The organism is Pontibacter sp. SGAir0037 (genome assembly GCF_005491705.1).
Classification (GTDB): domain Bacteria; phylum Bacteroidota; class Bacteroidia; order Cytophagales; family Hymenobacteraceae; genus Pontibacter.
This window is the reverse complement of sequence record NZ_CP028092.1, coordinates 1,564,438-1,590,164: the sequence shown is the minus strand read 5'-3', so window position 1 is coordinate 1,590,164 and position 25,727 is coordinate 1,564,438. Positions and strand designations below refer to the sequence as shown.

At 43.0% G+C, this 25,727-nt stretch carries 22 protein-coding genes; 6 read left to right on the top strand and 16 right to left on the bottom strand.

Annotated features, from left to right (window positions below):
• The first annotated feature begins 65 nt into the window (after positions 1 to 65).
• The gene (locus C1N53_RS22765; RefSeq protein WP_240773411.1) at positions 66 to 476 is read left to right on the top strand and encodes a response regulator transcription factor; all 411 of its coding nucleotides are present in this window, start codon (positions 66 to 68) and stop codon (positions 474 to 476) included.
• A 9-nt stretch (positions 477 to 485) separates the two neighbouring features.
• Positions 486 to 734, top strand: a complete 249-nt coding sequence (locus C1N53_RS22760) for a response regulator transcription factor (protein ID WP_240773410.1) — start codon at positions 486 to 488, stop codon at positions 732 to 734.
• Positions 735 to 790: 56 nt separating this feature from the next.
• On the opposite strand, the gene C1N53_RS06600 is transcribed toward C1N53_RS22760, so the two are convergent.
• Positions 791 to 2,311, bottom strand: a complete 1,521-nt coding sequence (locus C1N53_RS06600) for a hypothetical protein (RefSeq protein WP_137758556.1) — start codon at positions 2,309 to 2,311, stop codon at positions 791 to 793.
• 149 nt (positions 2,312 to 2,460) lie between these two features.
• Positions 2,461 to 2,934, bottom strand: coding sequence for a MaoC family dehydratase (locus C1N53_RS06595; protein ID WP_137758555.1), 474 nt, complete (start codon positions 2,932 to 2,934; stop codon positions 2,461 to 2,463).
• Positions 2,935 to 3,653: 719 nt separating this feature from the next.
• Between C1N53_RS06595 and C1N53_RS06590 the strand changes: the two genes are divergently transcribed.
• From C1N53_RS06590 to rlmH, 3 genes are all read left to right on the top strand, one after another.
• Positions 3,654 to 5,210, top strand: a complete 1,557-nt coding sequence (locus C1N53_RS06590) for a GAF domain-containing protein (protein ID WP_137758554.1) — start codon at positions 3,654 to 3,656, stop codon at positions 5,208 to 5,210.
• A gap of 44 nt (positions 5,211 to 5,254) precedes the next feature.
• Positions 5,255 to 9,370 carry a chemotaxis protein CheB gene (locus tag C1N53_RS06585; protein ID WP_137758553.1) on the top strand — a complete coding sequence of 1,372 codons (4,116 nt, stop codon included), beginning with the start codon at positions 5,255 to 5,257 and terminating at the stop codon, positions 9,368 to 9,370.
• A 71-nt stretch (positions 9,371 to 9,441) separates the two neighbouring features.
• The gene (gene rlmH, locus C1N53_RS06580; protein WP_137758552.1) at positions 9,442 to 9,915 is read left to right on the top strand and encodes a 23S rRNA (pseudouridine(1915)-N(3))-methyltransferase RlmH; all 474 of its coding nucleotides are present in this window, start codon (positions 9,442 to 9,444) and stop codon (positions 9,913 to 9,915) included.
• A gap of 102 nt (positions 9,916 to 10,017) precedes the next feature.
• On the opposite strand, the gene lepB is transcribed toward rlmH, so the two are convergent.
• The 6 genes from lepB to C1N53_RS06550 are packed head-to-tail and all read right to left on the bottom strand — an operon-like array spanning position 10,018 to position 14,921.
• On the bottom strand, positions 10,018 to 11,124 hold the full coding sequence (gene lepB / locus C1N53_RS06575; RefSeq protein WP_137758551.1) for a signal peptidase I: 1,107 nt from the start codon (positions 11,122 to 11,124) through the stop codon (positions 10,018 to 10,020).
• A gap of 12 nt (positions 11,125 to 11,136) precedes the next feature.
• Positions 11,137 to 11,856: a 4-hydroxy-tetrahydrodipicolinate reductase gene (gene dapB / locus C1N53_RS06570; RefSeq protein WP_137758550.1), complete on the bottom strand. Its 720-nt coding sequence runs from the start codon at positions 11,854 to 11,856 to the stop codon at positions 11,137 to 11,139.
• Positions 11,857 to 12,516, bottom strand: coding sequence for a DUF5683 domain-containing protein (locus C1N53_RS06565; protein ID WP_137758549.1), 660 nt, complete (start codon positions 12,514 to 12,516; stop codon positions 11,857 to 11,859).
• 6 nt (positions 12,517 to 12,522) lie between these two features.
• Positions 12,523 to 13,437: a ParB/RepB/Spo0J family partition protein gene (locus tag C1N53_RS06560; protein WP_137758548.1), complete on the bottom strand. Its 915-nt coding sequence runs from the start codon at positions 13,435 to 13,437 to the stop codon at positions 12,523 to 12,525.
• A 13-nt stretch (positions 13,438 to 13,450) separates the two neighbouring features.
• On the bottom strand, positions 13,451 to 14,233 hold the full coding sequence (locus C1N53_RS06555; RefSeq protein WP_137758547.1) for a ParA family protein: 783 nt from the start codon (positions 14,231 to 14,233) through the stop codon (positions 13,451 to 13,453).
• A 7-nt stretch (positions 14,234 to 14,240) separates the two neighbouring features.
• Entirely contained in the window at positions 14,241 to 14,921 is a 681-nt protein-coding gene (locus C1N53_RS06550; RefSeq protein WP_137758546.1) for a metal-dependent hydrolase, read from the bottom strand.
• Between the two features lie 129 nt (positions 14,922 to 15,050).
• On the opposite strand from C1N53_RS06550, the gene C1N53_RS06545 reads away from it, so the two are divergent.
• Positions 15,051 to 16,658: an ABC transporter substrate-binding protein gene (locus tag C1N53_RS06545; RefSeq protein WP_240773409.1), complete on the top strand. Its 1,608-nt coding sequence runs from the start codon at positions 15,051 to 15,053 to the stop codon at positions 16,656 to 16,658.
• 3 nt (positions 16,659 to 16,661) lie between these two features.
• On the opposite strand, the gene purU is transcribed toward C1N53_RS06545, so the two are convergent.
• From purU to C1N53_RS06505, 8 genes are all read right to left on the bottom strand, one after another.
• Positions 16,662 to 17,498 (bottom strand): formyltetrahydrofolate deformylase, encoded by an 837-nt coding sequence (gene purU / locus C1N53_RS06540; protein WP_137758544.1) that lies wholly within the window; start codon positions 17,496 to 17,498, stop codon positions 16,662 to 16,664.
• 177 nt (positions 17,499 to 17,675) lie between these two features.
• Positions 17,676 to 18,485, bottom strand: coding sequence for a YsnF/AvaK domain-containing protein (locus C1N53_RS06535; protein ID WP_137758543.1), 810 nt, complete (start codon positions 18,483 to 18,485; stop codon positions 17,676 to 17,678).
• A 53-nt stretch (positions 18,486 to 18,538) separates the two neighbouring features.
• Positions 18,539 to 19,048: a YsnF/AvaK domain-containing protein gene (locus tag C1N53_RS06530; protein ID WP_137758542.1), complete on the bottom strand. Its 510-nt coding sequence runs from the start codon at positions 19,046 to 19,048 to the stop codon at positions 18,539 to 18,541.
• Between the two features lie 382 nt (positions 19,049 to 19,430).
• Complete coding sequence (locus C1N53_RS06525) at positions 19,431 to 20,009, bottom strand: hypothetical protein (protein WP_137758541.1); 579 nt, start codon at positions 20,007 to 20,009, stop codon at positions 19,431 to 19,433.
• Positions 20,010 to 20,105: 96 nt separating this feature from the next.
• The gene (yidC, locus tag C1N53_RS06520) at positions 20,106 to 21,950 is read right to left on the bottom strand and encodes a membrane protein insertase YidC (RefSeq protein ID WP_137758540.1); all 1,845 of its coding nucleotides are present in this window, start codon (positions 21,948 to 21,950) and stop codon (positions 20,106 to 20,108) included.
• 29 nt (positions 21,951 to 21,979) lie between these two features.
• Positions 21,980 to 23,593 (bottom strand): CTP synthase, encoded by a 1,614-nt coding sequence (locus tag C1N53_RS06515; RefSeq protein WP_137758539.1) that lies wholly within the window; start codon positions 23,591 to 23,593, stop codon positions 21,980 to 21,982.
• Between the two features lie 176 nt (positions 23,594 to 23,769).
• Entirely contained in the window at positions 23,770 to 24,480 is a 711-nt protein-coding gene (locus C1N53_RS06510; RefSeq protein WP_137758538.1) for a LytTR family DNA-binding domain-containing protein, read from the bottom strand.
• A 139-nt stretch (positions 24,481 to 24,619) separates the two neighbouring features.
• Positions 24,620 to 25,711: a sensor histidine kinase gene (locus tag C1N53_RS06505; RefSeq protein WP_137758537.1), complete on the bottom strand. Its 1,092-nt coding sequence runs from the start codon at positions 25,709 to 25,711 to the stop codon at positions 24,620 to 24,622.
• Positions 25,712 to 25,727: the final 16 nt, after the last annotated feature.

The window sequence follows — 25,727 nt, the reverse complement described above, 5'->3', positions numbered from 1 at the left end:
ATTATAAAATTTAAGGAACAAAATACCTAGTAATATAGGTATAGATGTAAATACCTTACAATGTTATGGAACAAATTGAAAACGACTTGGTTAAAGTAATCTTATCAGATGATCACAAAATTATCAGGGATGGCATTCGTGCCATGCTTAAAGAGGAGAAAACAATAGCCATTGTAGGAGAGGCAGCTAGTGGCGATGAACTGATAAGCTTACTAAGCAGAACAGTAGCTGATGTTGTTTTGCTGGATATTAACATGCCGGGCAGAAGCGGATTCGAAGTAGCAGCCGATCTTCGCACTCAGTTTCCGGAGGTAAAAATTCTGTTCTTATCTATGCTCGACAATGAGCGATATGCTTTTAAAGCGATAGAAAGCGGTGCTACCGGCTATTTGGTAAAAGATGCAGGAAAAGATGAACTGACTTCTGCTTTACACCTGGTAGCAAAAGGGATTACCTATATCAGCCCCAGTATTTAACTGAACATCATGAATGGCAAGCAAAGTGTTGCCTCGACAGCAGAGTCTTCGAATAACAAGCCTGCGCATGAACTTTCGAAGCGGGAATTGGAAGTACTGCAACTTATTGCCGAAGGATATACCAATGGCGAAATAGCTGAAAAATTGTTTAACAGTAAACGCACCATTGAAACGCATCGGCAGAATCTGCTGGAGAAAACGAATTGTCGCAATACAGCTAGCCTGATAAAGTTTGCGATGCAGCATGGTATACTCTAGTCTCTGAGGTGTTACTGCTTCAAATTATTTTCTGAGGTTTTGGATTAAAGTAAAAGCTATGGTTTCCTGTCGAAGGCCATAGCTTTTGCTTTTCTGGTTCTGGCCACTTTCAGATCAGGGGCTTTCAGTTTGCCTGCTTTTCCTTGCTGATCGTAAATAACGGTATAGCGCTTTGCCCCGCGTACGCTTGCATTCACCGTATACGATTCTGTTTGAGTGCCTCCCACAATGCTTAGTCTGATTCCTTTTTTTACATGGCCTGTCACCTTAAATGTGTCTTTGCCTGATAAACCGTATACAACCAGCTCTTGTGTTTGCCCTGTTTCAAAAACCCTGCTATACATTCTTTCCTGGCCATCGCTCCCGAATACCTCAACCAGGGTATTTCGATCATCCAGGCGGGTAATCTTAAAAATTTCAGCTTCGTTTGTACCTGTTATTATTACCTTTCTGGCGAGCAGCTGATAATAGGCCTTTGCCAGCTCTGGCAGTTTGTCTCTCCGCTGCTGCAGTTTCTGGAGCAGCGTTCCTCCGGAAACAGCATAAACAGGCGGAGGTAAATTCCTGACAGCATGCTTTAAAACATCATCTGTAAGTTGTGCCTGGATACTTTTAGCCAGCGAATCAAACTGTGTTTCTGTAACACCTGAAAGCAAGCGGTTGTCCATAAACTTGCTTTTCACAAGTAAAGCTTTCAAGTTTTTGTAGTTGCCTTTAAACGAAGTAAACTTCTGGTATCTGAACCAGTCTCCAAAAACTTCCGGTATGAAGCCTTGTGAGAAATTATAGAAAGCCTGATCTCTGTCTTCCGGAACCGGCAAATAAACAGTGTGTCCATTCTGCTTTCGTGCTGCCCATTCCCACTGCCCGTCGTGGCGGTCGCGGTCGTTGAGGAAGAGGTCGAACAAGCGGGCTTTGGCAAAAGCTGTTTCATCTACATACTGTCCTTGCTGCTTATACCTTTCTTTCAGCATTTTCTTAGTGCTTAGCAGATCGTTTGCATCGCTTAGGCCTTGTGCCCTAAGGCTCTTAAGAGAGGTTTTCTCCTCGAGCAGGTATACTTTGTCGCCGGCTACTGCTCTGAATTCCTCCGGTACTGCCTGCTCGTTGGGTAGGTAATACAGCGCAGGACTAGGTTGCATGATACCGGCTGCTTCGGCCAGGGGAGCTACCACCAGGGCTGCATATGGGTGCAGCGCGGCTGTTTGATCGCGTAGAAAATCCGCTGCAAAAGTTTTCTGCAGAAAAGGAGAGAGTCCGCCTGAAGGATCTTTATCGACAGAGCGCAGGGCATAGGCTGCACCCGCACTGTCGTTTAAAGTAAGGCTCAGAGTTTGCATGCTGCCCCCTTGCTTTACTACAGTCAGGCCGCCTTTTTCTTTATCCAGGTGTAGTACTCTGGCTTTAACGGGAGCATACCAAACTTCCCGGTAGTGCCTGCCAAAAACCAAGCGGTGAAAGCCACTACGCCTATAGTGTTTCCCAGCCTGTACAATGACACTATCTGCTGTTAATAGCATCTGCGGGTCCCCTGCCAGTGGGGACGTATGGTATAGTCCTTTCCTGGCACAGCCCATGTTAAAACACAAGATTAAAAGCCATAAAAGCCTGTACCTGTACAGGCCGAGAAAATGGAGGTGCATTCACCCTATTACGCACAAACGGTATAAGGTTTCAGAAGCAGCACTCTTCGTTTTGTTAACCTACTGAATATGATAGATTTATTTTATAATTTCGGGTTGAAATGATAAAGGAAGGTAATAACACCGGTAAAGGCTGGCTTTTTCTGGTGCTCGATTTCGAGGCTAACTTCCAGCTGTGCTTTCGAAATGCCTCTCAGGTCTTTTAAAGATAAAAGCTTTGCCCGAAGTCTTACGTTGGCATTTACAGCTACTGCCTGGTTAAAGCGCAAACTCTCAATTTCATAGTTTACCTGCATCTTCAGGTTTTCTATGCTTACTATCTGCGACCAGAGGTAAGGCAGTAGCGAAAGCGTCAGGTATCCATGCGCAATGGTTGATTTGAATGGTGATTCTCTTTCTGCTCGTGCTGCATCCAGGTGAATCCATTGATGGTCTAAAGTAGCATCAGCAAAAAGGTTGATCTGCTCCTGTGTAATCGTGTGATAATCTGAATAGCCTATTTCTTTGCCTTCAAACTCTAAAAACTCTTCGAAGCTACTGATGGTAATTTTGCTCATTATGTGTGTAAGAAATTATAATATGAAAAGACTCTTGCCGTGTTTAACAGTAATGTATAGCTATACATTGTTTATTTTCATATTCTGGTTATCAACTGGCTGGCTTAAGGAATATGCTAAATTAGCTTTTAAAAGATATAGCAAGCAAGAAATATAGCTGATATTATAAGCAGAAATACGTTTTAGCATCTGACACTGTTAAACCTAATATAAAACGGTGCAATTCTGCAGAAACAGCAAACCGACTACAACCTCACAAAACTCGGTTAACAGATGTCATCAGCTTGAAATCCAATATGCTTTATTTTTCGTATGGACTTTAGTTGGTGTAAAAATCCTGAAAAAACAGTACAATATTTCACCTGCTTCTTTCTCAAGATTGACTTAAACAATAAAGGCATCGACTAAGAATATTGCCTTTACAGTTTCTAGAATGGGTATTTTAGATTAATTTTGAATTGTATAAGCTTTGAATTTTAAGTACAGTGGCTAGTTAGAGTATTAGTTTTCAACTTGAAATGATGAGCTAAAAGGCTTTTAAATGAATTAGCAGCATTTGATTGCAGGCATAATTCTTAATTTCTGCTGCCTTCAGTTTGGCAGCATCAGTAGCACACCCCTTACGCATACTCCTGCTTTTTCAGGGGCATTATCCCGGAAAACCAACTGTTTTCCACCTATTATTACCTAACAGCTTTTAGAAGCTTAACAACTACCCTATGGAAAACCAGACGGCACCTATCAATTTAACTATCGAAAAGAATTATGATTCCGAATTCTGTGGCAGCATTCCGCTGCACCTGGTAAACCTGATTCAGCCTCATGGTGTGCTCCTGGTTCTTGAAAAGCAGTCGTTACGCATCATACAGTTAAGTGAAAATGTGCACGATTTCTTTGCTACATCACTGGAAAGTATATTAGAGCGCCCGCTATCAGACTTTCTGCCTGATGAACAGTACCGGGCTGTTTCAACCAGAATTGCGACGCAAAGCAGTAACGATAAGATTCCCTTCAATTTTACTTTTACAATTGAAGAAAGCGAAGTAGCGTGTACGGCATTAATTCATCCGAAAGAGGAATATGTGCTGGTAGAACTGGAGAAGAGTACTCCCTATACAGCAGCCAATTCGTTTATGGTGCTTTACCAGCGCATAAAATACATTACTTCCGAATTAAAACAGGCTACTTCCACGGCCGATACCGCCCAGGTGGCGGCTGAAGCTTTAAAAGAGTTTACTGGTTTTGACAGGGTGCTGTTCTATCAGTTCGATCCACAGTGGAACGGAATCGTCATAGCACAGGCAAAAGAAGAGGAAATGGATGATTACATGGACCTTCGTTTTCCTGCCTCCGATGTGCCTAAGCAAGCCCGTGACCTCTACTTTAAAAATCCGTACCGGCTCATCCCTACACGCGAATATGAGCCGGTCAGGTTGCTGCCTATTGTAAATCCGCTAAGCCAGAGCTTTACCGATCTTTCGGAATGTAACTTGCGAAGTGTTGCATCTGTTCACCTGGAGTACCTGCACAACCTGAACATTAAGGCTTCCATGTCGCTGCCACTGATTATAGAGGACAAGCTATGGGGGCTTATTTCTTGCCATCACCAGGAGAAAATGCTTCCGAGCTATGAAATGCGTTCAGCCCTGGAATTACTTTCGGGTATTATTTCTGCCCAGCTGGCAGCTAAAGAAAAAGAGAAAGCGATTCTTCGCCGGGTAAAGCTTCGCGGCATTTACGCGCAGCTTTTGGAGCAGCTCTATTCCAGCAGCAGCTTTACCGAAGGGTTACTGAATAAATCGTCGGGTGTACTGGAATTGTTAAACCTTTCGGGAGTTGCTGTGTTGTATGGAGGGAGTATAATGACAAGTGGCGCCACTCCGGACCAGCAGGAAATAAAAGACCTGGTAGCCTGGCTGCGCAGAAACAAGAATGATAAACTCTTTATCACAGACAATCTGCCTAAGCTGCATACACCAGGTAAATTCTACAAAGATCTGGCAAGTGGGCTAATCGCATTATCAATTAATGCAGAAGAAGGAGAGTACATATTAGGATTTAGACCTGAGGTATTGCAGACGGTGAGCTGGGGCGGTAACCCGAACCAGGCCATCCAGATGGAAGCCGATGGAAAGACGTATCATCCGCGTAACTCTTTTGCCACCTATAAAGAAACAGTCAAATTCACGTCTCTGCCCTGGTATGAGGAAGAAGTGGAGGCTGCCGAAGCTCTGAGAAGTGCCGTATTGGAAAAGATAATTAAAGAAAGATACTAAGGTTATACTCCCTTTCGTGCTATAGACAAGCTTTAAAACTATTTATGAAAAAAAGTGCACCCTTTTTACAGGATTCCTCACAGCCAACAGATCATTACCTTGTTGGAATAGGTGCCTCTGCAGGTGGACTGGAAGCAATTCATAAACTTTTTGATCACTTTCCAGGTAATTCCAGTTTTTCTTTTGTTATCATTCAACATTTGTCCCCTGACCACAAGAGCCTGATGGCTGAACTGCTTTCTAAGCATACCAGCATGCAGGTGCAGGAGGCCGGGGATAACATGCGCACGAAACCCAACTGCGTGTATGTGCTGCCAAGTGGCAAGCAGCTTACCCTGGAAAAAGGACGATTACGCTTAGCCGACAAAGTACGGAGCAGAGAACCAAACTTTGCCATAGACCTATTTTTTGAATCCATGGCAAAAGACCGTGGACAATATGCGATCGGTGTTGTTTTGTCAGGAACAGGTACAGACGGCACCAAAGGAATTAAAGCCATAAAAAATGCCGGTGGCATGGTTGTGGTGCAGGCTCCCGAATCAGCAAAATTCAATGGTATGCCCAGAAGTGCTATCGATGGCGGATATGTAGATTTTGTTCTGCCGCCAGAGCTAATGCCGGAGGAAATTATAGAATATACCCGCAAAGTGCCCCTGGTAAAATCATTGGCTGAAAGGCAGGTGCAGGAAGACGACGATGAAGTTCTGGCAGAAATCCTTGACTTGATCTGTACGCATACCAAGTCTGACTTTAAAGAGTATAAGAAGCCAACCATATACCGCAGAATCCAGAAGCGAATGGATCACCTGAAAATATCAGGGCTGCAAAGGTATCTGACCTACATGCATGAAAATCCTGCCGAGATTAAGGTACTCTGCCAGGAATTTCTGATTGGTGTCACTAAATTCTTTCGTGATCCGGAAGCATTTGAACTCTTACAGGAAGAGGTGCTTCCCAATATTCTGCAGCAGAAAGCAGACGATGATGCTGTGAAAATATGGGTGGCAGCCTGCAGTACCGGCGAAGAGGTTTATTCGCTGGCTATTCTGTTTCACGAATGTTGCCTTAAAGCCGGACGCGAGCCAATGGTTAAACTTTTCGCAACCGATATAGACCAAAGAGCATTAAGTATCGCTTCAAAGGGTGTTTATCAGGCATCAATTGCAAAAGATGTTTCTCCGGAACGGCTGGAAAAATACTTTCATAAAAAAGGAAATGTCTATGTTGTAAAGGAAGAGATCCGGCGGCTGGTGGTTTTTGCACAGCACGATCTGCAGCGGGACCCTCCGTTCAGCAAAATAGATCTGATTACCTGCCGTAACATGCTCATTTACCTGAACCCCGGACTTCAGAAGAAGGTTTTGGCGGTTTTTCCTTATGCTTTAAATCTGCATGGCTACCTTCTGTTAGGCCCCAGTGAACACATTGGCGAGTTAAAATCTTTTTTCTCTGAAGAAAACAGGAAATGGAAGCTGTACCAGAAAGTAAAAGAGAGCCGCAATATTTACCAGAACTATGGTGTTACCGATTATGCGCCTGCTGCTACAGCGGGTAACACAACCTCTTATAAACTGGCGCAGCAAACACACTATAATGATAATTTTATAGATGCTGTTTCGGAGGAAGTTAAAGTTACAGGCATTTATGTAGACGAGAATTATCAGCTGCTGCACGGCATCGGCGACATAAACCGCTTTCTTAAATTTCCGAACAAGCGCCTGAATTTTAACTTGTTAAAAATGGTGCCAGATGCGCTAGCCGTCACACTTAGTGTAGGGGTGAGTAAAGCTCTTAAAGATGAGCAGAAGGTGGTACGACAGGTGACTATAAAAGCTGCGAACCAGGAGCGACTGGTACAGGTAACCATTAAACCGATCGCTTCTGATAAGAACCTTCCGAAGGTTATCCTGATTTTATTGCAGGATGTGGGAGAAGTGACACCAGTGCATCGGGATTACCAATCAACAACAGTTCCGGATACGGACCTCTTTCAGCAGGTTACCTCACTTGAAATTGAATTAAAAGAAGCCCGTGAAAACCTGTATCTAACGGTGCAGGACCTGAGCAGCTCTAATGAGGAGTTGCAGTCCAGCAACGAAGAATTAATGTCTTCCAACGAAGAGCTGCAAAGTTCTAACGAGGAAATGCAGTCGCTAAACGAGGAGCTGCATACGGTCAATTCCGAGCACCAGCTTAAAATTAAAGAGCTGCAGGAGCTGAATGAAGACCTGGACAATTACATCAGAAGCTCCAACATAGGGCAGCTGTTCGTAGACCATAACCTCATCATCAGAAAGTTTACACCTTCGGTAAAAGAGTTCATCAATATTATTGAGAGCGATCTTGGCAGGCCCATACATCACCTTTCCCATAACCTGAAATACTTTAACCTGGCCGAAGATATCAGGCATGTGAACAATACGTCAGACAATCTGGAGCAGGAGGTGGAAACCGTTGATGGCAAATCTTTCCTGGTAAGAATTATTCCTTACCTGAAGCAGGATGGCAATAAAGACGGTGTAGTACTAAGCTTTATTGATGTAACAGCCATTAAAACGCTCAGCAATGTGGTGCAGGGAGTGCTGAACAGTTCACTGAGCAGTATTATGGCCTTTAAAGCAGTGCGCGACGAATACAATGGTATCAAAGATTTTACCTGGAGCCTTCTGAACAAACGCGCGGAACAACTCATCGGGAAATCTTCAGCAGATATTTATGACCACAGTGTAATTTCTGAATTAAACTTTCTGAAGAAGAACGCGCTCTTTAAGAAGTTTGCTGCAGTGGTAGACGGAGGGGAGGCTCTGCACATGGAGCAGTATCTCGAAATTAATGGTCATAAAGCCTGGTATGAAATCTCTGCTGTGAAAATGGGAGAGGGAGTAGCGGTTACAATTGCTGACATTACTGAGAAGAAAACTAACGAAGAGAAAATACTTGCTGCATACGAAGAGCTTAAAAAGGCGGAAGAAAACCTGATTAAACTCAATAATGAGCTGGAGCAAAGGGTAAAAGAAAGAACTCAGGCACTGGCTGCCAGCGAAGAACGTTTCCGGCTCGTTTCGATGGCAACCAACGATGTTGTGTGGGATTGGAGCCTGGTAGGAAACACGCTCTGGTGGAGCGATAGCCTTCATACAGTTCTGGGCTATGAACCAACAGACATGGGAGAAGGTGTAAACGGTTGGTTCAATAAAATTCATCCCCAGGATAAAGAAAGAGTAACCAAAGGACTGAACAATGCCATTAATATGGGCAAAGATCAGTGGTCTGATGAATACCGGCTACGCAAAGCGGACGGATCGTATGCTTTTGTTTCGAACAGGGCCTACATTCTCCACAACGAATACAAAATACCTTACAGGGCTTTAGGTTCTTTCATAGACCTGACCGACCTGAAAACTACTCAGGAGATGTTGCAGTACACCAATGAGCACCTGCGCCGTGTAAACGCCGACCTGGATACTTTTGTGTATACTGCTTCGCACGATTTGAAAGCACCAGTAGCCAACATTGAAGGCTTACTGTTGTTACTGGAAGAGCAGATCGAATCTTCTGAACCCTTGCCGGGTGAGCCAACCACACCTGTTTTTGAGATGATCAAAGACTCTATCAGCCGCTTTAAGAATGTTATTAAAGACCTGACGGATATTGCGAAAGTGCAGCGGGATGTGGATGGAGGTTCGGAACAGGTAGATCTGTACGATATTATCACGAATGTTAAGGCCAATATTCAGGATATGATGAAGACGGAGCAGGCACAAATCAAAATTGATTTTGAAGAGGTTTCTCAAATCAGCTTCTCCCGTAAAAACATGTACAGCATCTTGTATAACCTGATTAGCAATGCTATCAAATACCGATCACCCGACCGTAAGCCTGAGGTTGTCCTGAAAACGGAACGTGTAAACGGTTATACCTTACTTATTGTTAAAGACAATGGCCTGGGTATTAAAGAAGATAACCAGGCTAAACTCTTTACACTTTTCAAACGCTTTCATTCACACGTAGAGGGCACCGGCATGGGGCTTTATATCGTGAAACGACTGATTAACAATGCAAAAGGTAAAATTAGTGTGGAAAGTAAAGTAGGAGAGGGCACCACCTTTAAGCTCTACTTTAAGAACGAAAAAGAAGAAGTAGCGGAAGCTGCAGAGTAACATAAGAAGTCAGAAAAACAGATTTGGTAAATAAGCCTTTAAAAGCGAGTTTTGCGAAAAGGAAGTACCCGATGAAGATAAAGCTGATAGCAATAGGCAAAACAGATGAAAAATTCCTTGAAGAAGGCATTGAGAAATATTTAAAAAGATTAAAGCATTACCATCCTTTTGAGTTTATTATTATACCGGATATAAAACAGGGTGGCAAGTTTAGTGCGGAGCAGCTAAAGGAAGCAGAAGGAAAGTTAATTCAGCAGAAACTACAGGAAGGAGACCATGTAATCCTGCTGGATGAAAAAGGGAAAACGTTTACTTCTTCAGAGTATGCTACATTTCTTCAGAAGAAACTAAACACAGTAACCACAAATTTAATTTTTATAATTGGAGGAGCTTTTGGTTTTTCACCTGCACTTTATGAAAGGGCCAACGACAAAATATCTCTTTCAAAGATGACATTCTCACACCAGATGGTAAGGTTGTTTTTTACCGAGCAATTGTACCGGGGCTTTACTATACTTAGGGGAGAAAAATACCATCATGATTGATTCGTACTCATCGAGTGGTTGTTGAGGATGTTAACCTAAGTAAAGCAGAAAGGGCAGCCTAATTTATGGCTGCCCTTTCTGCTTTACTTAGGTAATGCTATACTAATCAATCGTATTAAACAAGCGGCTCCATCTGATCTTGTTCAGGAAACTGCCATTCTCATCCGTCGACATCCAGATCATAACAGCTTTCCCTACTATATGGTCTTCCGGTACATAACCCCAGTAGCGGGAGTCCAGGGAGTTATGGCGATTATCGCCCATCATAAAATAGTAGTTTTGCTTAAAAGTATACTCATTTACCTCCTGGCTATTGATAAACAATTTACCATCTCTTACTTCTGCATTCTCGTTATGCTCATACACTAAAATTGCTTTTTCATAGAAAGGAAGTGATTCAGGAGTAATGGCAACAGTAGCGCCTTTTTTCGGGATATAAATTGGGCCATAGTTGTCTCTGTTCCAGTTATACTTACTCGGCACGTTCGGGAAAACACTCGGTTCTTCTTCACCTGGTTCAGCTTTAAGCAATGTAACATCTTTGATAAAATCCAAAGAGGCTATTTCTTCAGCCAGTTCAGGTGTGGCATCTATATAGTATCCTTGTGTAGAGTATTGCACATCCTGAATTCTAATGTTTCTGTCGAGGAAAAATTTCTCGTTCAGGCGCTGCTTAGGTGTAATATGGTATTTATACTGCACTTTCTCGGGCGTGGTCATGGCCTCACCATTGATAAATACCTGCATATCCCGAATCTCAACAGAGTCTCCGGCAATGCCTATACAACGCTTGATATAGTTAGTTTTAAGATCAGCCGGGTGTTCTTCTTCAGGCGGATAGTTAAATACCACTACATCGCCATTTTTTACACTAGAGAAACCTGGCAGGCGGTAAGAAGGCAACTGAATAGCATCGGAATAAGAGGGAATGCTTGTTCCCCAGATAGTCTGATGTGTTAGAGGCACCTGAAGCGGCGTGATTGGCGTGCGCGGACCATAATGAAGCTTACTTACAAACAGAAAGTCACCTACTAAAAGTGATTTTTCCATGGAAGGTGTCGGTATGGTATACGCCTCAAAAGTGGCCCACCTGATTAAACTGGCAGCTACTACAGCAAACAGAATAGCATCACCCCATTCGCGGGCAAAGCTTTTCTTCTTTTTAGGCTCTTTTGTAACTGGCTTTTTTTCCCAGAACTTTACTTTCATGTAAATTGACTATTATGATAGATTCAGCATGTCTTTCATGCCGTATACACCTTGCTTGCCAACAAGCCATTCTGCAGCCATTAAGGCTCCACCGGCAAAACCGGCGCGGCTATGGGCAATATGCCCCAACTCTATCTGATCAATGTCGGAGCTATAGGTAACAATATGGGTACCTACCACTTCCGGTTCCCTTTCAGAAATGATGTTCAATTTCTCTGAATCAGAAGCATCGTCGCTGGACCAGCCAGATAAGGCAGGATAGTTAGATAAAATGCCTTCGGCTGCTGTAATACCTGTACCGCTTGGCTTGTCAACTTTCTGCAGGTGGTGTATTTCCCTGATTGAAACCTGGTACTCTTTATACTCCTGCATTTTACTTGCAATATATTCGTTAAAATGGAAAAACAAATTAACGCCTACACTATAGTTGGAAGCATAAAAAAAAGCTCCCTTATTTTTCTGGCATAAAGCTTTAGCTTCATCAAATTTATCAAGCCAGCCGGTAGAACCGGAAACAACCGGAATGTTATGCTGCAGGCAATAGGAGATATTGCTAAAAGCGGCTTCAGGATGTGTAAACTCTATGGCAACGTCTGTGTTATCTGCCTTATAATTTGCCAGTGTTTCGGCATTTGTATTATCTACAGTTCCTGCAATCTGATGACCTTTGTCGAGAGCCATCTGCTCTATGGTTTTACCCATTTTGCCATAGCCAATCAAAAGAATTCTCATTTATCTGGTGTAAAGTGTTAGTGATAGCCCGGGGGTATAGTTTGTTGTAGCCGGGATATTGATCAGGTTTGGTTGCACCCGAATGCTTAGGTCGTTGCTTACGTCGAAATCTTTCAGGTGAGCATGTACATAAGCTTCTGCAATATTTAATCCGTACGCCACAACTGAGAGAATAATAGTTAAGTCGCGGTTACGACGGTAATAATCCCGGAAATATTTAAGACTAGATGTCCCGTTTGCACGATCAACTCCTAAGACAGGATGATCAGCATATTGGTCAGTCGGTTCGCCTGCACTTCGGGCTAAATAAGCGTAGCGTAAACTCTGGTAGGTAGAATTATTGGTTACTAAAAAATAACCGCATACCACTCCTGTAGCATAAACAATCGGCATTTTCCAGTAAGCCCTGTTATAGGCTTGCCCCATACCTGGTATAATGGCAGAATATAAGGCAGCCCTACCTGGTTTACTAAGATTTCGCAAACCACTCAAGAAAAAGCGCCTGCGTTCCGTAGAATCGCCTTCTATAGTAATCTCACCAAGTGTAGCAGTTTCAACAGAATCGGGACCGGCTGTAATTACCTGTGCGTGGCTGCGTACGGGCAACAGGTATAACAGTAAGCCAAATAGAACAACAGCCAGACCAGATGATATTTTCATACCTGTTTAGTAGTTTAAAATTTCCAGTATTCTGTTCAGCTCATCCACCGACACAAAAGGAATTTTAATTTCACCTTTACCATCGTTGTTGGCTTTCACCTGGATTTTGGTGCCGAACTGAGAGGATAACTTACTTTCTACTGTTTTTATTTCGTCTTCGTATTTATTAAATACAAGTTTTTGCTGCGGATCCGGTTTCTTATTGGCATTCTGAAGATTACGCACCAGCTCTTCAACCTTTCGTACAGATAACTCTTCTGCTACCACTCGCTTGTAAACCTCCAGCTGCTTGTCAATACTATCGATATTGATCAGCGCACGTGCATGTCCCATAGAGATCATGTTGTCGCGGAGGCCAATCTGGATATCGGGTGGAAGCTTTAGCAGGCGCAGGTAATTAGTAACTGTAGTACGTTTTTTACCGACACGGTCACCCAGCTCTTCCTGCTTCAGATTACACTCCACCAACAGGCGCTGATAGGAGAGGGCAATCTCTATCGCATTCAGGTTTTCACGCTGAATGTTCTCGATCAAGGCCATTTCCAGCATCTGCTGGTCGTCTGCCTTACGAATAAAAGCGGGAATTACGGTTAATCCAGCAATTTTAGAAGCCTGAAAACGACGTTCACCGGCAATTAACTGGTAGCTGTTCTCTCCAAGCTGGCGAACAGTAATAGGCTGAATAATGCCTTGTATTTTAATAGACTCAGCCAGTTCTTCCAGTGCTGCCTGATCGAAATGCGTACGCGGCTGGAAGGGGTTGGTCTGTATCTGATCAATAGCTATATCTGCGATGGTATTGACTGTGTTTAAGGTTTCAGAATCAATTTTACCGGTATACTTATTCCCCTCTAAGAGAGAGGTAAGGCCTCTGCCGAGGCCGCCTTTGCGTTTTGCGGTTGGGTTATTGTTATCAGACATGTAAAAGAGGGTGTTATTTTGCCAGCACCACGCTGTTCTTCTCTGCAATTTCTCGGGCAAGGTTCAGGTAGCTTAGGGCTCCTTTACTTTCTGCGTCATGCAGAATAGCCGGAATACCAAAGCTGGGAGACTCGCTCAGCTTCACGTTTCTGGGTATAATAGTTTCAAAGACCAGCTGCTGAAAATGGGTTTTAATCTCTTCCACTACCTGGTTTGATAAACGAAGCCGCACATCGTACATGGTCAGCAGAATGCCTTCAATCGCTAACTCAGTATTCAGCCTGGATTTAATGATCTTAATGGTATTGAGCAACTTTCCGAGACCTTCCATGGCGAAGTACTCACACTGCACCGGAATCACCACCGAGTCAGCCGCTGTTAAGGCATTTACGGTGATCAGTCCCAAAGAAGGAGAACAGTCGATGATTATAAAGTCGTAGGCTTCTTTTAATTTGGCCAGGGCTTCACGCATCTTTTCCTCGCGGTTCGGCAGGTTGATCATTTCCACTTCAGCACCCACCAGGTCAATGTGCGACGGGATCAGGTCGAGGTAGGAGATAGAAGGCGATTGCAGAATCATTTCATCTGCTTTCACATCTTCTACCATACATTCGTAAATACTGGTGGTAATACTGGCAGGATCAAAGCCCAGACCGGATGTGGCATTAGCCTGCGGGTCTGCATCTACCAGTAGTGTTTTGTATTCCAAGGCTGCCAGGCTGGCGGCCAGGTTAATGGCCGTTGTAGTCTTTCCTACACCACCTTTTTGGTTAGCAACCGCAATTATTTTTCCCATTCTGCAATTATAGGTTTATACTTTCGCCTATCTCCATTAATATAAGTTCTTTACCGGCCATCTTCGCTACTTCCTTTACCTCCTCGTGGTCGATCTCAATGTATGGAAACGTGTCGTAGTGCATGCCGATCAATTTATCTACCTGCACAAAATCAGCGGCAATCAGCGCATTATGAATGTCCATGGTAAAGTTATCTCCGATTGGCATCAGGGCAAAGTCCAGGTCAAACTGTTCCGGAATCAGCTTCATGTCGTAAGTAAGCGCTGTATCACCGGCAAAGTAAAAGGCTTTATCTTCCGTTTCTACCACAAAACCTGCTGCAGTGCCAGCGTAAGTACCATCTGGCAAAGAGCTGGAGTGTATGGCATTCACCATTTTAACGGTTCCGAACGGAAGCGTTACTTTACCTCCTGTGTTCATCGGATGTGTTTTCTCAACACCTTTTTGTCCGAACCAGTTCGCTATTTCAAAAGTTGCTACAATGGTAGCATTGTTATTCTTTGCGATACGCTCCGCATCATGTACGTGGTCCTGGTGACCGTGCGAGATCAGAATATAATCTGCCTTAATGCTATCTACATCAATGTTAGAAGCCAGTTCATTAGGAGAAATGAACGGATCAAACAGAACACGGTGTTCTCCAATCTGGAAGAGGAAGCAGGATTGCCCGTAATAAGTTATTTCCATAAATGTCGCAATTTAGTACTTACTTATGTACGCAAATACATTAAACTTGCACAAATATACATTATTTAGCCATAAAGATTGATGCATTTCAGAACACTCTGCCTTTTTTTGTTTGGCATTTTTACCCTTATGCAGTCTTGTACCGATTCAGGTAATTCAGGATCAGATAAAAAGGTTTTTCGGTACAACCAGCCGGAAGCTCTTTCTTCGCTCGATCCGGCATTTGCCCGAAACCAGGCAAATATCTGGGCCACCACACAGCTCTATAATGGCCTGGTAGAACTGGATGCTGACCTGAAAATCGGCCCCAGTATAGCTAAATCCTGGGAGGTTTCTGAAGATGGCAGGGCTTATACATTTTATCTGCGAAGTGATGTCTTTTTCCATGATAGCAACGTTTTTCCGAATGGTAAGGGCCGTCGTGTAACCGCCAGTGATGTGGAATACAGCTTTAAAAGAATCATGGACCCGGCTACGGCCAGTACGGGTGCCTGGATCTTTAATGACAAGGTACTCACCAATGCATCGGGTATAGTGTCTGATACTGCATTTAAAGCAGTTAACGACACAACCTTTAAGGTATACTTGAATGAACCCTTTATTGCTTTCTTAGAAATTCTTACCATGCCTTATGCGTATGTTGTGCCCCGCGAAGCAGTGCTGGCATATGGCAAGGATTTTAGGGAGCACCCGGTCGGAACAGGACCTTTTGTCTTTTCCCTCTGGGATGAAGGCAACGCCATTGTCATGCATCGCAACACCAACTACTGGAAAAAAGATGAACAGGGTCAGGCTCTTCCTTACCTGGACGCAGTGCAGATATCTTTTATAACAGACCGCAAATCGGAATTCCTGACGTTTATGCAGGGAAAACTGGATTTCCTTTCTGGTATCAGGGAAGGCTCCCGTGACCTGATTTTAAACAATGACGGCTCCGTACAGGAAGATTTTGTAGGCAAGTTTGTGGTACAGAAAGTGCCCTACCTGAACACAGAGTACATTGGTTTTCAGCTAGACCCAACAAACCTCAAAGAGCCTAACCCGGCATGGCAGGATAAGCGGGTAAGACAGGCGCTGAGCTATGCGATTAACAAAAGAGAAATGATCGCCTATTTCCGGAATAACATTGGTATTGCCGGACACTCGGGTATGGTGCCGCCTTCTTTGCCTTCGTACAACGACAGCCTGGTACCGGGCTATTCCTATAACCCTGCAAAGGCGCTGGCACTATTACAGGATGCTGGTTATACAGCTCAGAATCCTTTGCAAATGCGCCTGGCAACAGTGGTAGAGCATAAAGAGCTGGCAGAGTACATGCAAAAGAAATGGGCTGAAGTAGGTGTAAGGGTGCAGGTGGACATCAATCAGTCACCGGCACACCAGGAAACCGTGGATAATGGCCGCTCACCGTTCTTTATGAAATCCTGGTTAGGCGATTATCCTGATGCCGAAAATTACCTGGCACTTTTCTATAGCAAGAATTTTTCGCCGGCAGGACCTAATAAAACACATTTTGCCAATGCGGAATTTGACCGGCTGTATGAGCAGGCCAAACTGGAACGCGATGTGCAAAAGCGGTGGGCCCTGTACCAGCAGATGGATAGAATAGTAGTGGAGGAGGCGCCTGTTATTGTGTTGTATTATGACGAAGTGGTGCGCCTGACGCAGCATAACATAGAAGGGTTGGTGGCAAACCCTATGAATACCCTAAAACTGGAACGGGTAAAGAAACTATAAGTCTTATTCAAAAATTATGGTCTTGTTTTTGTAAACGAATACCTGCTCGTTAAGCACCAGCTTCAACGATTTTGCCAGCACTATTTTTTCAACGTCTCGCCCTGCCTGTGCCATTTCGCGGGCGCTATGGGTATGGGCAACAGGTATTACGTTTTGAGCGATAATGGGGCCCTCATCCAATTGATCATTTACAAAGTGAGCTGTAGCACCTATAATTTTTACGCCGCGTTCATACGCTTGTGCATAGGGATTGGCACCAACAAATGCCGGTAAAAAAGAGTGATGAATGTTAATGATTCTATTAGAGTAACAGGAAACGAAGTCAGCGGATAAAATGCGCATGTATTTGGCCAGCACAACAAACTCCGGCCTATACTGTTGTACCAGTTCCAGAATTTGCTTCTCGTGCTCTTCTCTGCTGATGCCTTCGTGGCTGATACAGTGAAAAGGGATGTTAAACTTAGCTGTAAGCTCCTGCAGCGTATCATAATTGCTGATCACGCAAAGAATAGTGGCATCCAGTTCATTAAAAGCGTGCCGCACCAGCAGGTCGCTGAGGCAGTGATGCTCTTTGGTTGCCATTAACACAATGTTCTTCTTTCTTTTATCTGTTAATCTTATTTCCACCGTTTCCGGCAGCGCCTCATATAAATCCTGCAGCAATCTTTCCCGATCAAATTCGCCGGAAAATTCTGTTCTCATAAAGAAGTAGTTAAAGTTGCGCTCTACAAATTCGCCGTTGCTGATAATATTGACTTCATGCTTATACAGCACACCGGTTATCTTATAAACCAGGCCCCTCTGGTCGCTGCAGTTGATTAAAAGTACATGTGAAAGCATTCTTAACTGATAAGTTTCAGCTGTAAATTATGCTTAATTTTTATATTAAATTAATTTTGTGATAAGTTTGTTCACCTAACGCTCTTTTCGTAAAGTTATTAGGCGTATAGCTAAGCGCTAAAACAGAAAAGGCAGCTGATAACAGCTGCCTTTTCCATTCCATTTAGTGTATTAAAATTAAAGTCCTCTATTGCCATTCGGACCTAAGTCTTCTCTCCGCATGTCGCTGTCTGGTAGTTTATCTACTTCAACGTCTGTTTTACGCTCGGTACCCCGAACGGTCTCATTGCGCATTTCTGTGTCTTTAGAAACTCTAACCTCTTCTACAACACGAGCCTCTTTGTTTACAACAGGAATTTCGGAATGTTCTCTTATTTCCATTTCACCTTGTTGAAAGCTCTTAAAGTCTTTTTCGTTAGCAGGACGATCCACTCTGTTGCGTTCCACATGCACGTGCTCCTCACGTAGTCGCAGGTTCTCTTCTACCGGGCGCTCAATAATGCGGCTTCTCAGACGCACACCGCCAGATTCAGCTTCACGTTTTCCAATATGCGTTTTTTCCTCGATAATCGGAATTCTGGTGTCGCTGCCTTGCAAATTGCTAGCTCCTGTACGGGCAGTAGAGTCTATTCCTGCTGATGGAGTGTTTTTCAGTTGTGCTGATCTTTCTTCTACATCAACTGCTCCACTTTTATCCAGTATATCACAGGCGCGTTCAGCTTCCTGGCGATCATTGGCATGTACAGTTACAATCCAGCCTTTTCTGGCTGCAGTGGTGTGTTTATGTGATTCGTCGCTGTCTCCAAATAAATTAGAGAAGAAGTTGCCTACTTTATCGCTGCTTCTGTCGGAGTCGTTTAACCGCTCTCCGTCAGAATTGTTTAATATATCAATTTTACTTGAAGCTATATTATTACTCTCCAGGCTTTGCGCCGCCATTTGGGCGTCAATTCCTTTTTCGAATATTCCTACAACTGTTTGTTTCATAGTTTTAAAATTTAAATGTAATAGTTAAAAATAGATCAGGTATTTAGTCCCTTTTAAGGATTTTGTTTAGGTTCTGATGTTCTCGTAACAACAAGTTCTTCTTTTCGAAGGCTTACCTGTTGTGAGGCAGGTGTTTCAATTTTCCTTTTTGTAACATGAAGCTCTTCTACTACCATAAGCTTTTTTACAACTACAGAAACTTCGCGCAAAACAGGTATAATCATTTTATCTCCTTCATAGCGTACAGCAGGCGCTGAATCCACAAACTCATTCACGGCAATTCTTTCAACCTCAACTTCTTCGTTTACAGTTGGAATATCTACTGTTACCTCTTCGTGCAGCACATTTTTGTTAATGAAAACCCTACCGGTTTCCACCACTTTTTTATCAACGTTTAGCTGTTCTTCGATAACCGGAATGGTTCTTACACTATTATCGTGAAAGGCTTCAGGTTCACTGGCAAAGCTCTCTGAGGCTATGTTGTTCTTTTGCGGATTATGAATACTCTCCTGTAGCTTTTGCTCGAATTCCGAAAGTTCTTTATTATTTTTATCTCTGCTCATGTTTGGTAGTATTCCAATATAAGTATATAGCTTGTGTTTGTTGATTTTGCACTTGCTTCACACTTATCTTACGAACATATACCTAGCAGGTTTTTATGTTGCAATGATAGAAATACTGGCCAAAATGGTGTTTTCATACGATAAATTGGGCCTGCTACTTAATTAATTAGGTGAACGCACCCTTAATAGGGGTGAATAAAAATTGCATCAAAATCATAAAAAGATTATTGCATATTTCAGGCAATAAAATGCTGTTACAAAAAGATGGTAATTAAGTTAAAATTGAACTTAATTGATGAAGAAGCCATAGTAAAACTGCAGAATGTTTTGCGGGTATACGCCGCTTAACAGCATATGGGCAAAAGGAAAAGCCCCAGCCTCTTTATTGTTGTATCTCTTTCAGCTGTCCTTCTTCTATTAAAAACGCCTTAGGTTCACAATCATGGCAATTGTTATAGTTGATGGTCGAATCAGGAGGGTTCAGAATAAAGGCTTTGCTGTTTTTTGAATAACTTGCTCCCGTACTACTTTGAAGCTTGTCTATTATTTTACCATTCTGCCTGTCTATGATATAATGTGTACGGCAGGTAGTTCCACAGCTAACTGATACGACGGTGTACTGCCCGGCAAAGTTCACACCTTGTCTTAGCCCTTCCTGTAATGCTGTACCATGTTGCTTTACATCATACTGGCTGTTTCTGTCCAGTGCAGCCAGTTTACCGCCATACATGTTTGTTACCTGGTAACTTTTATTCGAAAGCCATTCTTCTGTCGTGATCTGGTAGCGCTGGTACAGGTTTGAACTATCCCCGGAAATATAAGGCGTTTGTACTGAGTCTTCTTTCAGTTGGTTTTCCAGTTTAGGGTGGGTGCTGGCAATTGTTTTACCTTCGTCGGAACTAGACTGGCAGGCAAAAGTGATAAAGGGGAGCAACAGTATATATTTATAGGTTATTTTCATCTTTTATTCTTTTTGCTGAATAATGATGTACGCTTAAAAACAAAAAACGCTTCCCCAGTTAAAGGAAAGCGTTTTTTGCAGATTGATTAGGTATAGTTATTTTTTATCAGATTTAATGCGCTTTTGTTGCTCTTTTTCAGCTGCTGCACGCATGGCTTCCTGCATACGCTCTGTAAAAGAAGGTCCGCCTGTTTTTTTCTTCTCTTTGCGCTTGTCTCTGTTCTCTTCCAGTCTTGCTCTGATCTTGGTATCATCCACAAAAGAACGGATCAAGGCCTGCTGACCAAATGTTACCATATTCGAGACAAAGTAGTAGAAGCTTAGTCCGGCAGGGAAGGAGTTAAGCACAAACATAAAGATAACCGGCATCAGGTAGCTGTAAAACTTCATTGGTCCCTGCATAGCCGTATTCATCTGGTTATTGTACCAAGTAGTAAGTATAGTGGAAGCGGTCATGAGCAAAGTGAACATACTCACGTGATCACCATAAAAAGGAATCGTAATTGGTAATCGCGCAAATACATCGTAAGTTGAAAGGTCGTCGGCCCACAGAAATGCCTCCTGGCGAAGTTCAATAGAGTTCGGGAAGAAATTGAACATGGCGAACAGGATCGGAATCTGGAGCAGAAGCGGAACGCAGCCACTGATCGGGCTAACACCCATTTCAGAATAGAGCTTCATGGTTTCCATCTGCGTTTTCTGCATATCGCCTTCATTACGCTCTTTGATGGCATCAATCTCAGGCTTCAGCACCTTCATTTTGGCCATCGACACGTAAGATTTGTATGTCAGCGGGAACAGGATCAGCTTTATATAAAGCACCAGCAGGATAATAATGATACCGTAGTTACCAATGAAGTTTTCCAGGAAATCAAAAGCCGGAATAATAATCCATCTGTTCACGTAAGAGAAGATTCCCCAACCCAGATCCAGGTTCTTGTGGAAGTCATCTCCCATGGTTTTAAGTACCTTGAAGTCGTTCGGACCAAAGTAGTAAATAAACTGCCCATTACCTGCCAGAACACTTTGAGCAGGAATGTTTAATTCAGAAGAAAAAGTTTTTACAACTGCTGTATCTGCAGGATCGGTGCTGGAAGTGATTTTAGCGCCTGAGAAGACATCTGTCGCAATGATACCTGCTGTAAAGAAGTTCTGCTTGTTGGCTACCCATTTAACCGGCTCGGCAAGTGTGGTGGTTTCAGTACCTTCTGCTACATTCAGCTTATCAAAGCCATCTTCTACGGTATAGTAATTCACGGCTGTTTTCGCACGATTCTGCTTGATGTCACGCTCCAGCTGCTTTACTCTGTCGTTCCAGGTGAAAACAAGGTTTTCGCCGCTTATCTGGTTATTAAGGCCAGTAAATTCAAGCTTATATCCTACCTGGAAACCAGTTTCATAAACGGTATAGATCTGATCTATATATTGCCCTTCCCCAATTTGAGCACGGAAACCTATGGTCTGTGTGGCAACATCGCCGGAAGCGCCCTGCTGCACCTGCGACGGCACAAAATACAGGTCAGAAAGTTTAACCGCACGGCCTTCGTTGCTGGTGAACTGCACATCTGTTTTGCTGCTTTCGCTGTCGAACAGTATCAGTGGGCCGCCTTGATAAGTCTTATAGTTCTTTAATTCAACCTCTTCAACCTGGCCGCCTTTTGTATTAAAAGTAATACGCAGGTCTTTGCTCTCCAGAACAGTTGTAGTAGCTTCGCCACGTGCCGCTGCTCCGAAAGAACCAAGTGCCGATGCCCGGCGAGCCTGCTCCAAAGAATCGTTCGGAACAGTCTGTGCTGCACCAGCCTGTGTACCAGGCGCTATCTGAGCAGTTGTCTCCTGAGGTGCCTGCTGCACCTGGTCTGGCTCACCCGCAAAGAAAAAAGAGTAAACCAGCAAAAGAACCGCGATGAGTCCAAAGCCAATGGCTTGATTTCTATCCATTTAATAAATAATTGAGTGTATGTATGTGGTTAGTTTGACTTATTGTAATTCATAGCAGCTTTTACAAACTTAACAAAAAGCGGATGTGGATTAAGCACTGTGCTTTTCAGTTCCGGGTGATACTGCGCTGCTACAAACCAAGGGTGTTCCGGCAGTTCTATCACTTCAACTAGACCTGTGTCTGGATTTATACCCGAAGCAATCATGCCGGCCTCTTCAAAAGCAGCCAGGTATTTATTGTTAAATTCGTATCTATGACGGTGACGCTCAGATATTTTGGACTTGCCGTATATAGAGAATGCTTTTGTACCTCTTTTTAGTTCACAAGTATAAGCACCCAATCGCATGGTGCCGCCTTTTTCAGTAATTTCTTTTTGGCCCTCCATTAAATCGATAACAGGATGCGGGGTGTCAGGTATCATTTCAGTAGAAGCAGCGTCTTTTAACCCAAGCACATTTCGGGCAAACTCTACAGAAGCACATTGCATGCCCAGGCAAATTCCAAAGAATGGAATTCTGTTTTCTCTTACATAGCGTATAGCTTCCAGTTTACCTGCAAATCCACGCTCTCCAAAACCAGGTGCTACCAATACGCCGTCCATGTCATGTAAGAAAGAAGCCACGTTCTCGGCATTGATATTCTCTGACTGAAGCCATTTAATGTTTACCTTACATTCGTTGGCTGCCCCTGCATGAATAAAGGACTCAATAATGGATTTATAAGCGTCTTTTAGCTCTACATACTTGCCTACCAATGCAATATTAACTTCTGCCGTCGGATTTTTGAGGCGGCCCAAAAATTCCTTCCAGGCATCCAGGTCTGGGTCGGCACGGTGTGGGAGTTTTAGTTTATTGATAACACGTTCATCGAGCTTCTCCTTTCGCATCAGCAGTGGTACATCGTAAATTGTATCAGCATCAAGCGATTCTATAACAGAGTTTACTTTTACATTACAGAAGAGCGCAATTTTCTTGCGCATTTCAACCGGAATCGGATGCTCTGAGCGGCAAACAAGAATATCGGTTTGTACTCCTGCTTCAGAAAGAGACCGAACAGAGTGCTGTGTAGGTTTTGTTTTCAGCTCACCGGCTGCTTTCAGGTAAGGGAGCAGCGTCAGGTGAATCACACATGATTCGTTTACACCCAGCTCCCAGCGTAGCTGGCGCACGGCTTCGATAAACGGAAGCGATTCGATATCGCCTACGCAACCACCTATTTCCGTAATGACTATATCGTATTCGCCGGATTGCCCCAGTAAAAGCAGGCGGCGTTTTATCTCGTCAGTAATATGAGGTACAACCTGAACCGTTTTACCCAGAAAAGCCCCCTGGCGTTCCTGCGTAATCACATGGTGGTAAATACGACCGGTAGTTACATTGTTTGCCTGAGAAGTAGGCCTGTTCAGGAAGCGTTCGTAGTGCCCTAAGTCAAGGTCTGTTTCTGCTCCGTCTTCCGTTACAAAGCACTCACCGTGCTCGTACGGATTCATGGTTCCAGGGTCGATGTTAATATAAGGGTCGAACTTTTGAATAGTTACAGAGAATCCTCTTGCCTGCAGCAACTTAGCAAGAGAAGCAGAGATAATGCCTTTGCCTAATGAGGAAGTAACACCACCTGTAACAAAAATATATTTAGTAGCCATAAGTTTGTATTAACTATATGGGCTGTAAAGTTAAGGGTAATATTTGATATTCCTGTTATCACTTCCATTGCTTCTGGTTTTACATAGCATATCTTTCTTAAAATTCAAGGGGAATTTTGCCGCAATTCTTACTTCGTGTTGAAATTTGGGGTGCCTTTTCTTAATGCTGATTTACTTTATGTGGAAGTAAGGGCGAGTCGCTGCAGCAGATCATCTCTATACATTGTGGAGAGAGGTATAGCATTTCCTGCCACTATAACCTGGTGCCGCTCAATTTTTTCAATTTTAGAAAGCGAAATAATATAAGACTTGTGTACCCGCAGGAAAGACTTATTTACAAGCTTCTCCACCGCATCTGTCATAGTCATTCTGGCAACTGTTCGTTGTTGCGACTCCTGAAAAGTAAGATAATTGTCGTCTGCTTTTACATACAGCAGATTTTCCAGGTTAATGCGCACCATAGAAAAGCCATCTTTCACAAAAAGAAATTCCTCTCCTGGGTTCAAACTATCAGTTAAGCCAGCACTTATTTGTTCCTGCACACGGGTGCAGGCTTTCAGAAACCTGGCAAAACTGATGGGCTTGAGAATATAGTCGGTGGCTGCCAGCTCAAAACCCTCCACAGCATAGTCAGGGTAGGCGGTGGTAAAGATTACTTTGGTTTGTGGTGGAACAAGTTTGGCAAATTCAATTCCAGTAATGTCTGGCATGTTGATGTCCAGGAAAATCAGGTTTACCTTCTGCTGCTGTATGTAATTCAAAGCCTCCGCTGCACTCACAAAAACATTTTCCAGTTCCAGGAATGGTACTTTAAGGGCATGCGACTGAATTACTTTTAGCGCTATAGGTTCGTCGTCGATGGCGATGCAGGAGATACTGGAAGACATTTATTACAAGATAATGTTGATGTTATTCCTTTAGAAATCCGTAGCTTTAGATAAGATTACCTAAATATAGTTTAATTTTAAATTATACTTCTCTAAAAACCGTTCACCTTCGGTATAAATAAGGCTTTTACAGCTGGGTTTAGGAGAAGGTAATTTTCAAATCGACAACAAAGTTTTCTTTATTCGAAACATAAAGATCGTGCTTCTGGGGGTATAGGAGACTCAATCGCTTTTTTGCATTGACTATGCCCGTACCCGCACCTTTCGTAGTTGTATTTTCGCGCAATACTTTGTTACTCACTACTAAATGTAGTTGATGATTTTCGACTACCAGTTTAATATGAATAAAACAATCCTGATCTATGCTAACCCCATATTTGAACGCATTCTCAATAAAGGGTATAAGTAGCATAGGTGCTATAGCATAAGGCTGTCCGTCGTAGCTGATTTCTTTTTTTACTATAATATTATCTTTTACAGGTAGCCTCAATCTTTGCAGGTGCAGGTAATCTTCTAAAAATTTTATCTCATTAGAGATTAAGGTAAAGTTCTGCTGTGTTTCAGTTATGGTATAGCGCATGATGCCTGCTAACTGGTCTATACTTTCTGCTGTACGGGGAGCTTTCTCTTCTAAGGCTGTTCCAAATAAACTATTGAGCGTGTTAAAAAAGAAGTGAGGGTTTATTTGTGCTTTTAAAGCTAATAGCTCTGCCTGTGATTTTTCAGAAAGTGTTTCAGCAATGTTTATTCTTTTATATATATAATCTCTAAGGATCGAATAAAAGAGAAACCATAAAGACAAAGTAACAGCAAAAGGAAGAGCATCTATTATACTTGAGTGTAAACGATTGAATAATGCATCAACAACTACAGTTAAGGACACGCCTGCTGCTCCGCAAGCAAATGTACTGATGACAAAGAGCATCATGTTTTTTCTTTTAAAGACAAAGTGGTAGTTAGCTTCGGCTAGTAGAGAAAAAAAAGGGATAAATAACCATAGCAAACCTTCAGTATTGTGACTTATAATTCTTTGCCAAACAGTTACGGGGGTGCCATCTTCATATGTAATATAGTTCCCCCAAGTTTGGAGTCTATAAAGGTATAGTATGGTATCTGAAAGATTAAGAACAAACCATACTGAGACCGCAAGAAGCAACCATTGCTGCCAAAAGCGGAGTTTATACTGATGTAATTTTTTAAAAGGCATAATCATTTTCTTTCTTTTCTTCAAAAGAACAGGAAAAGGT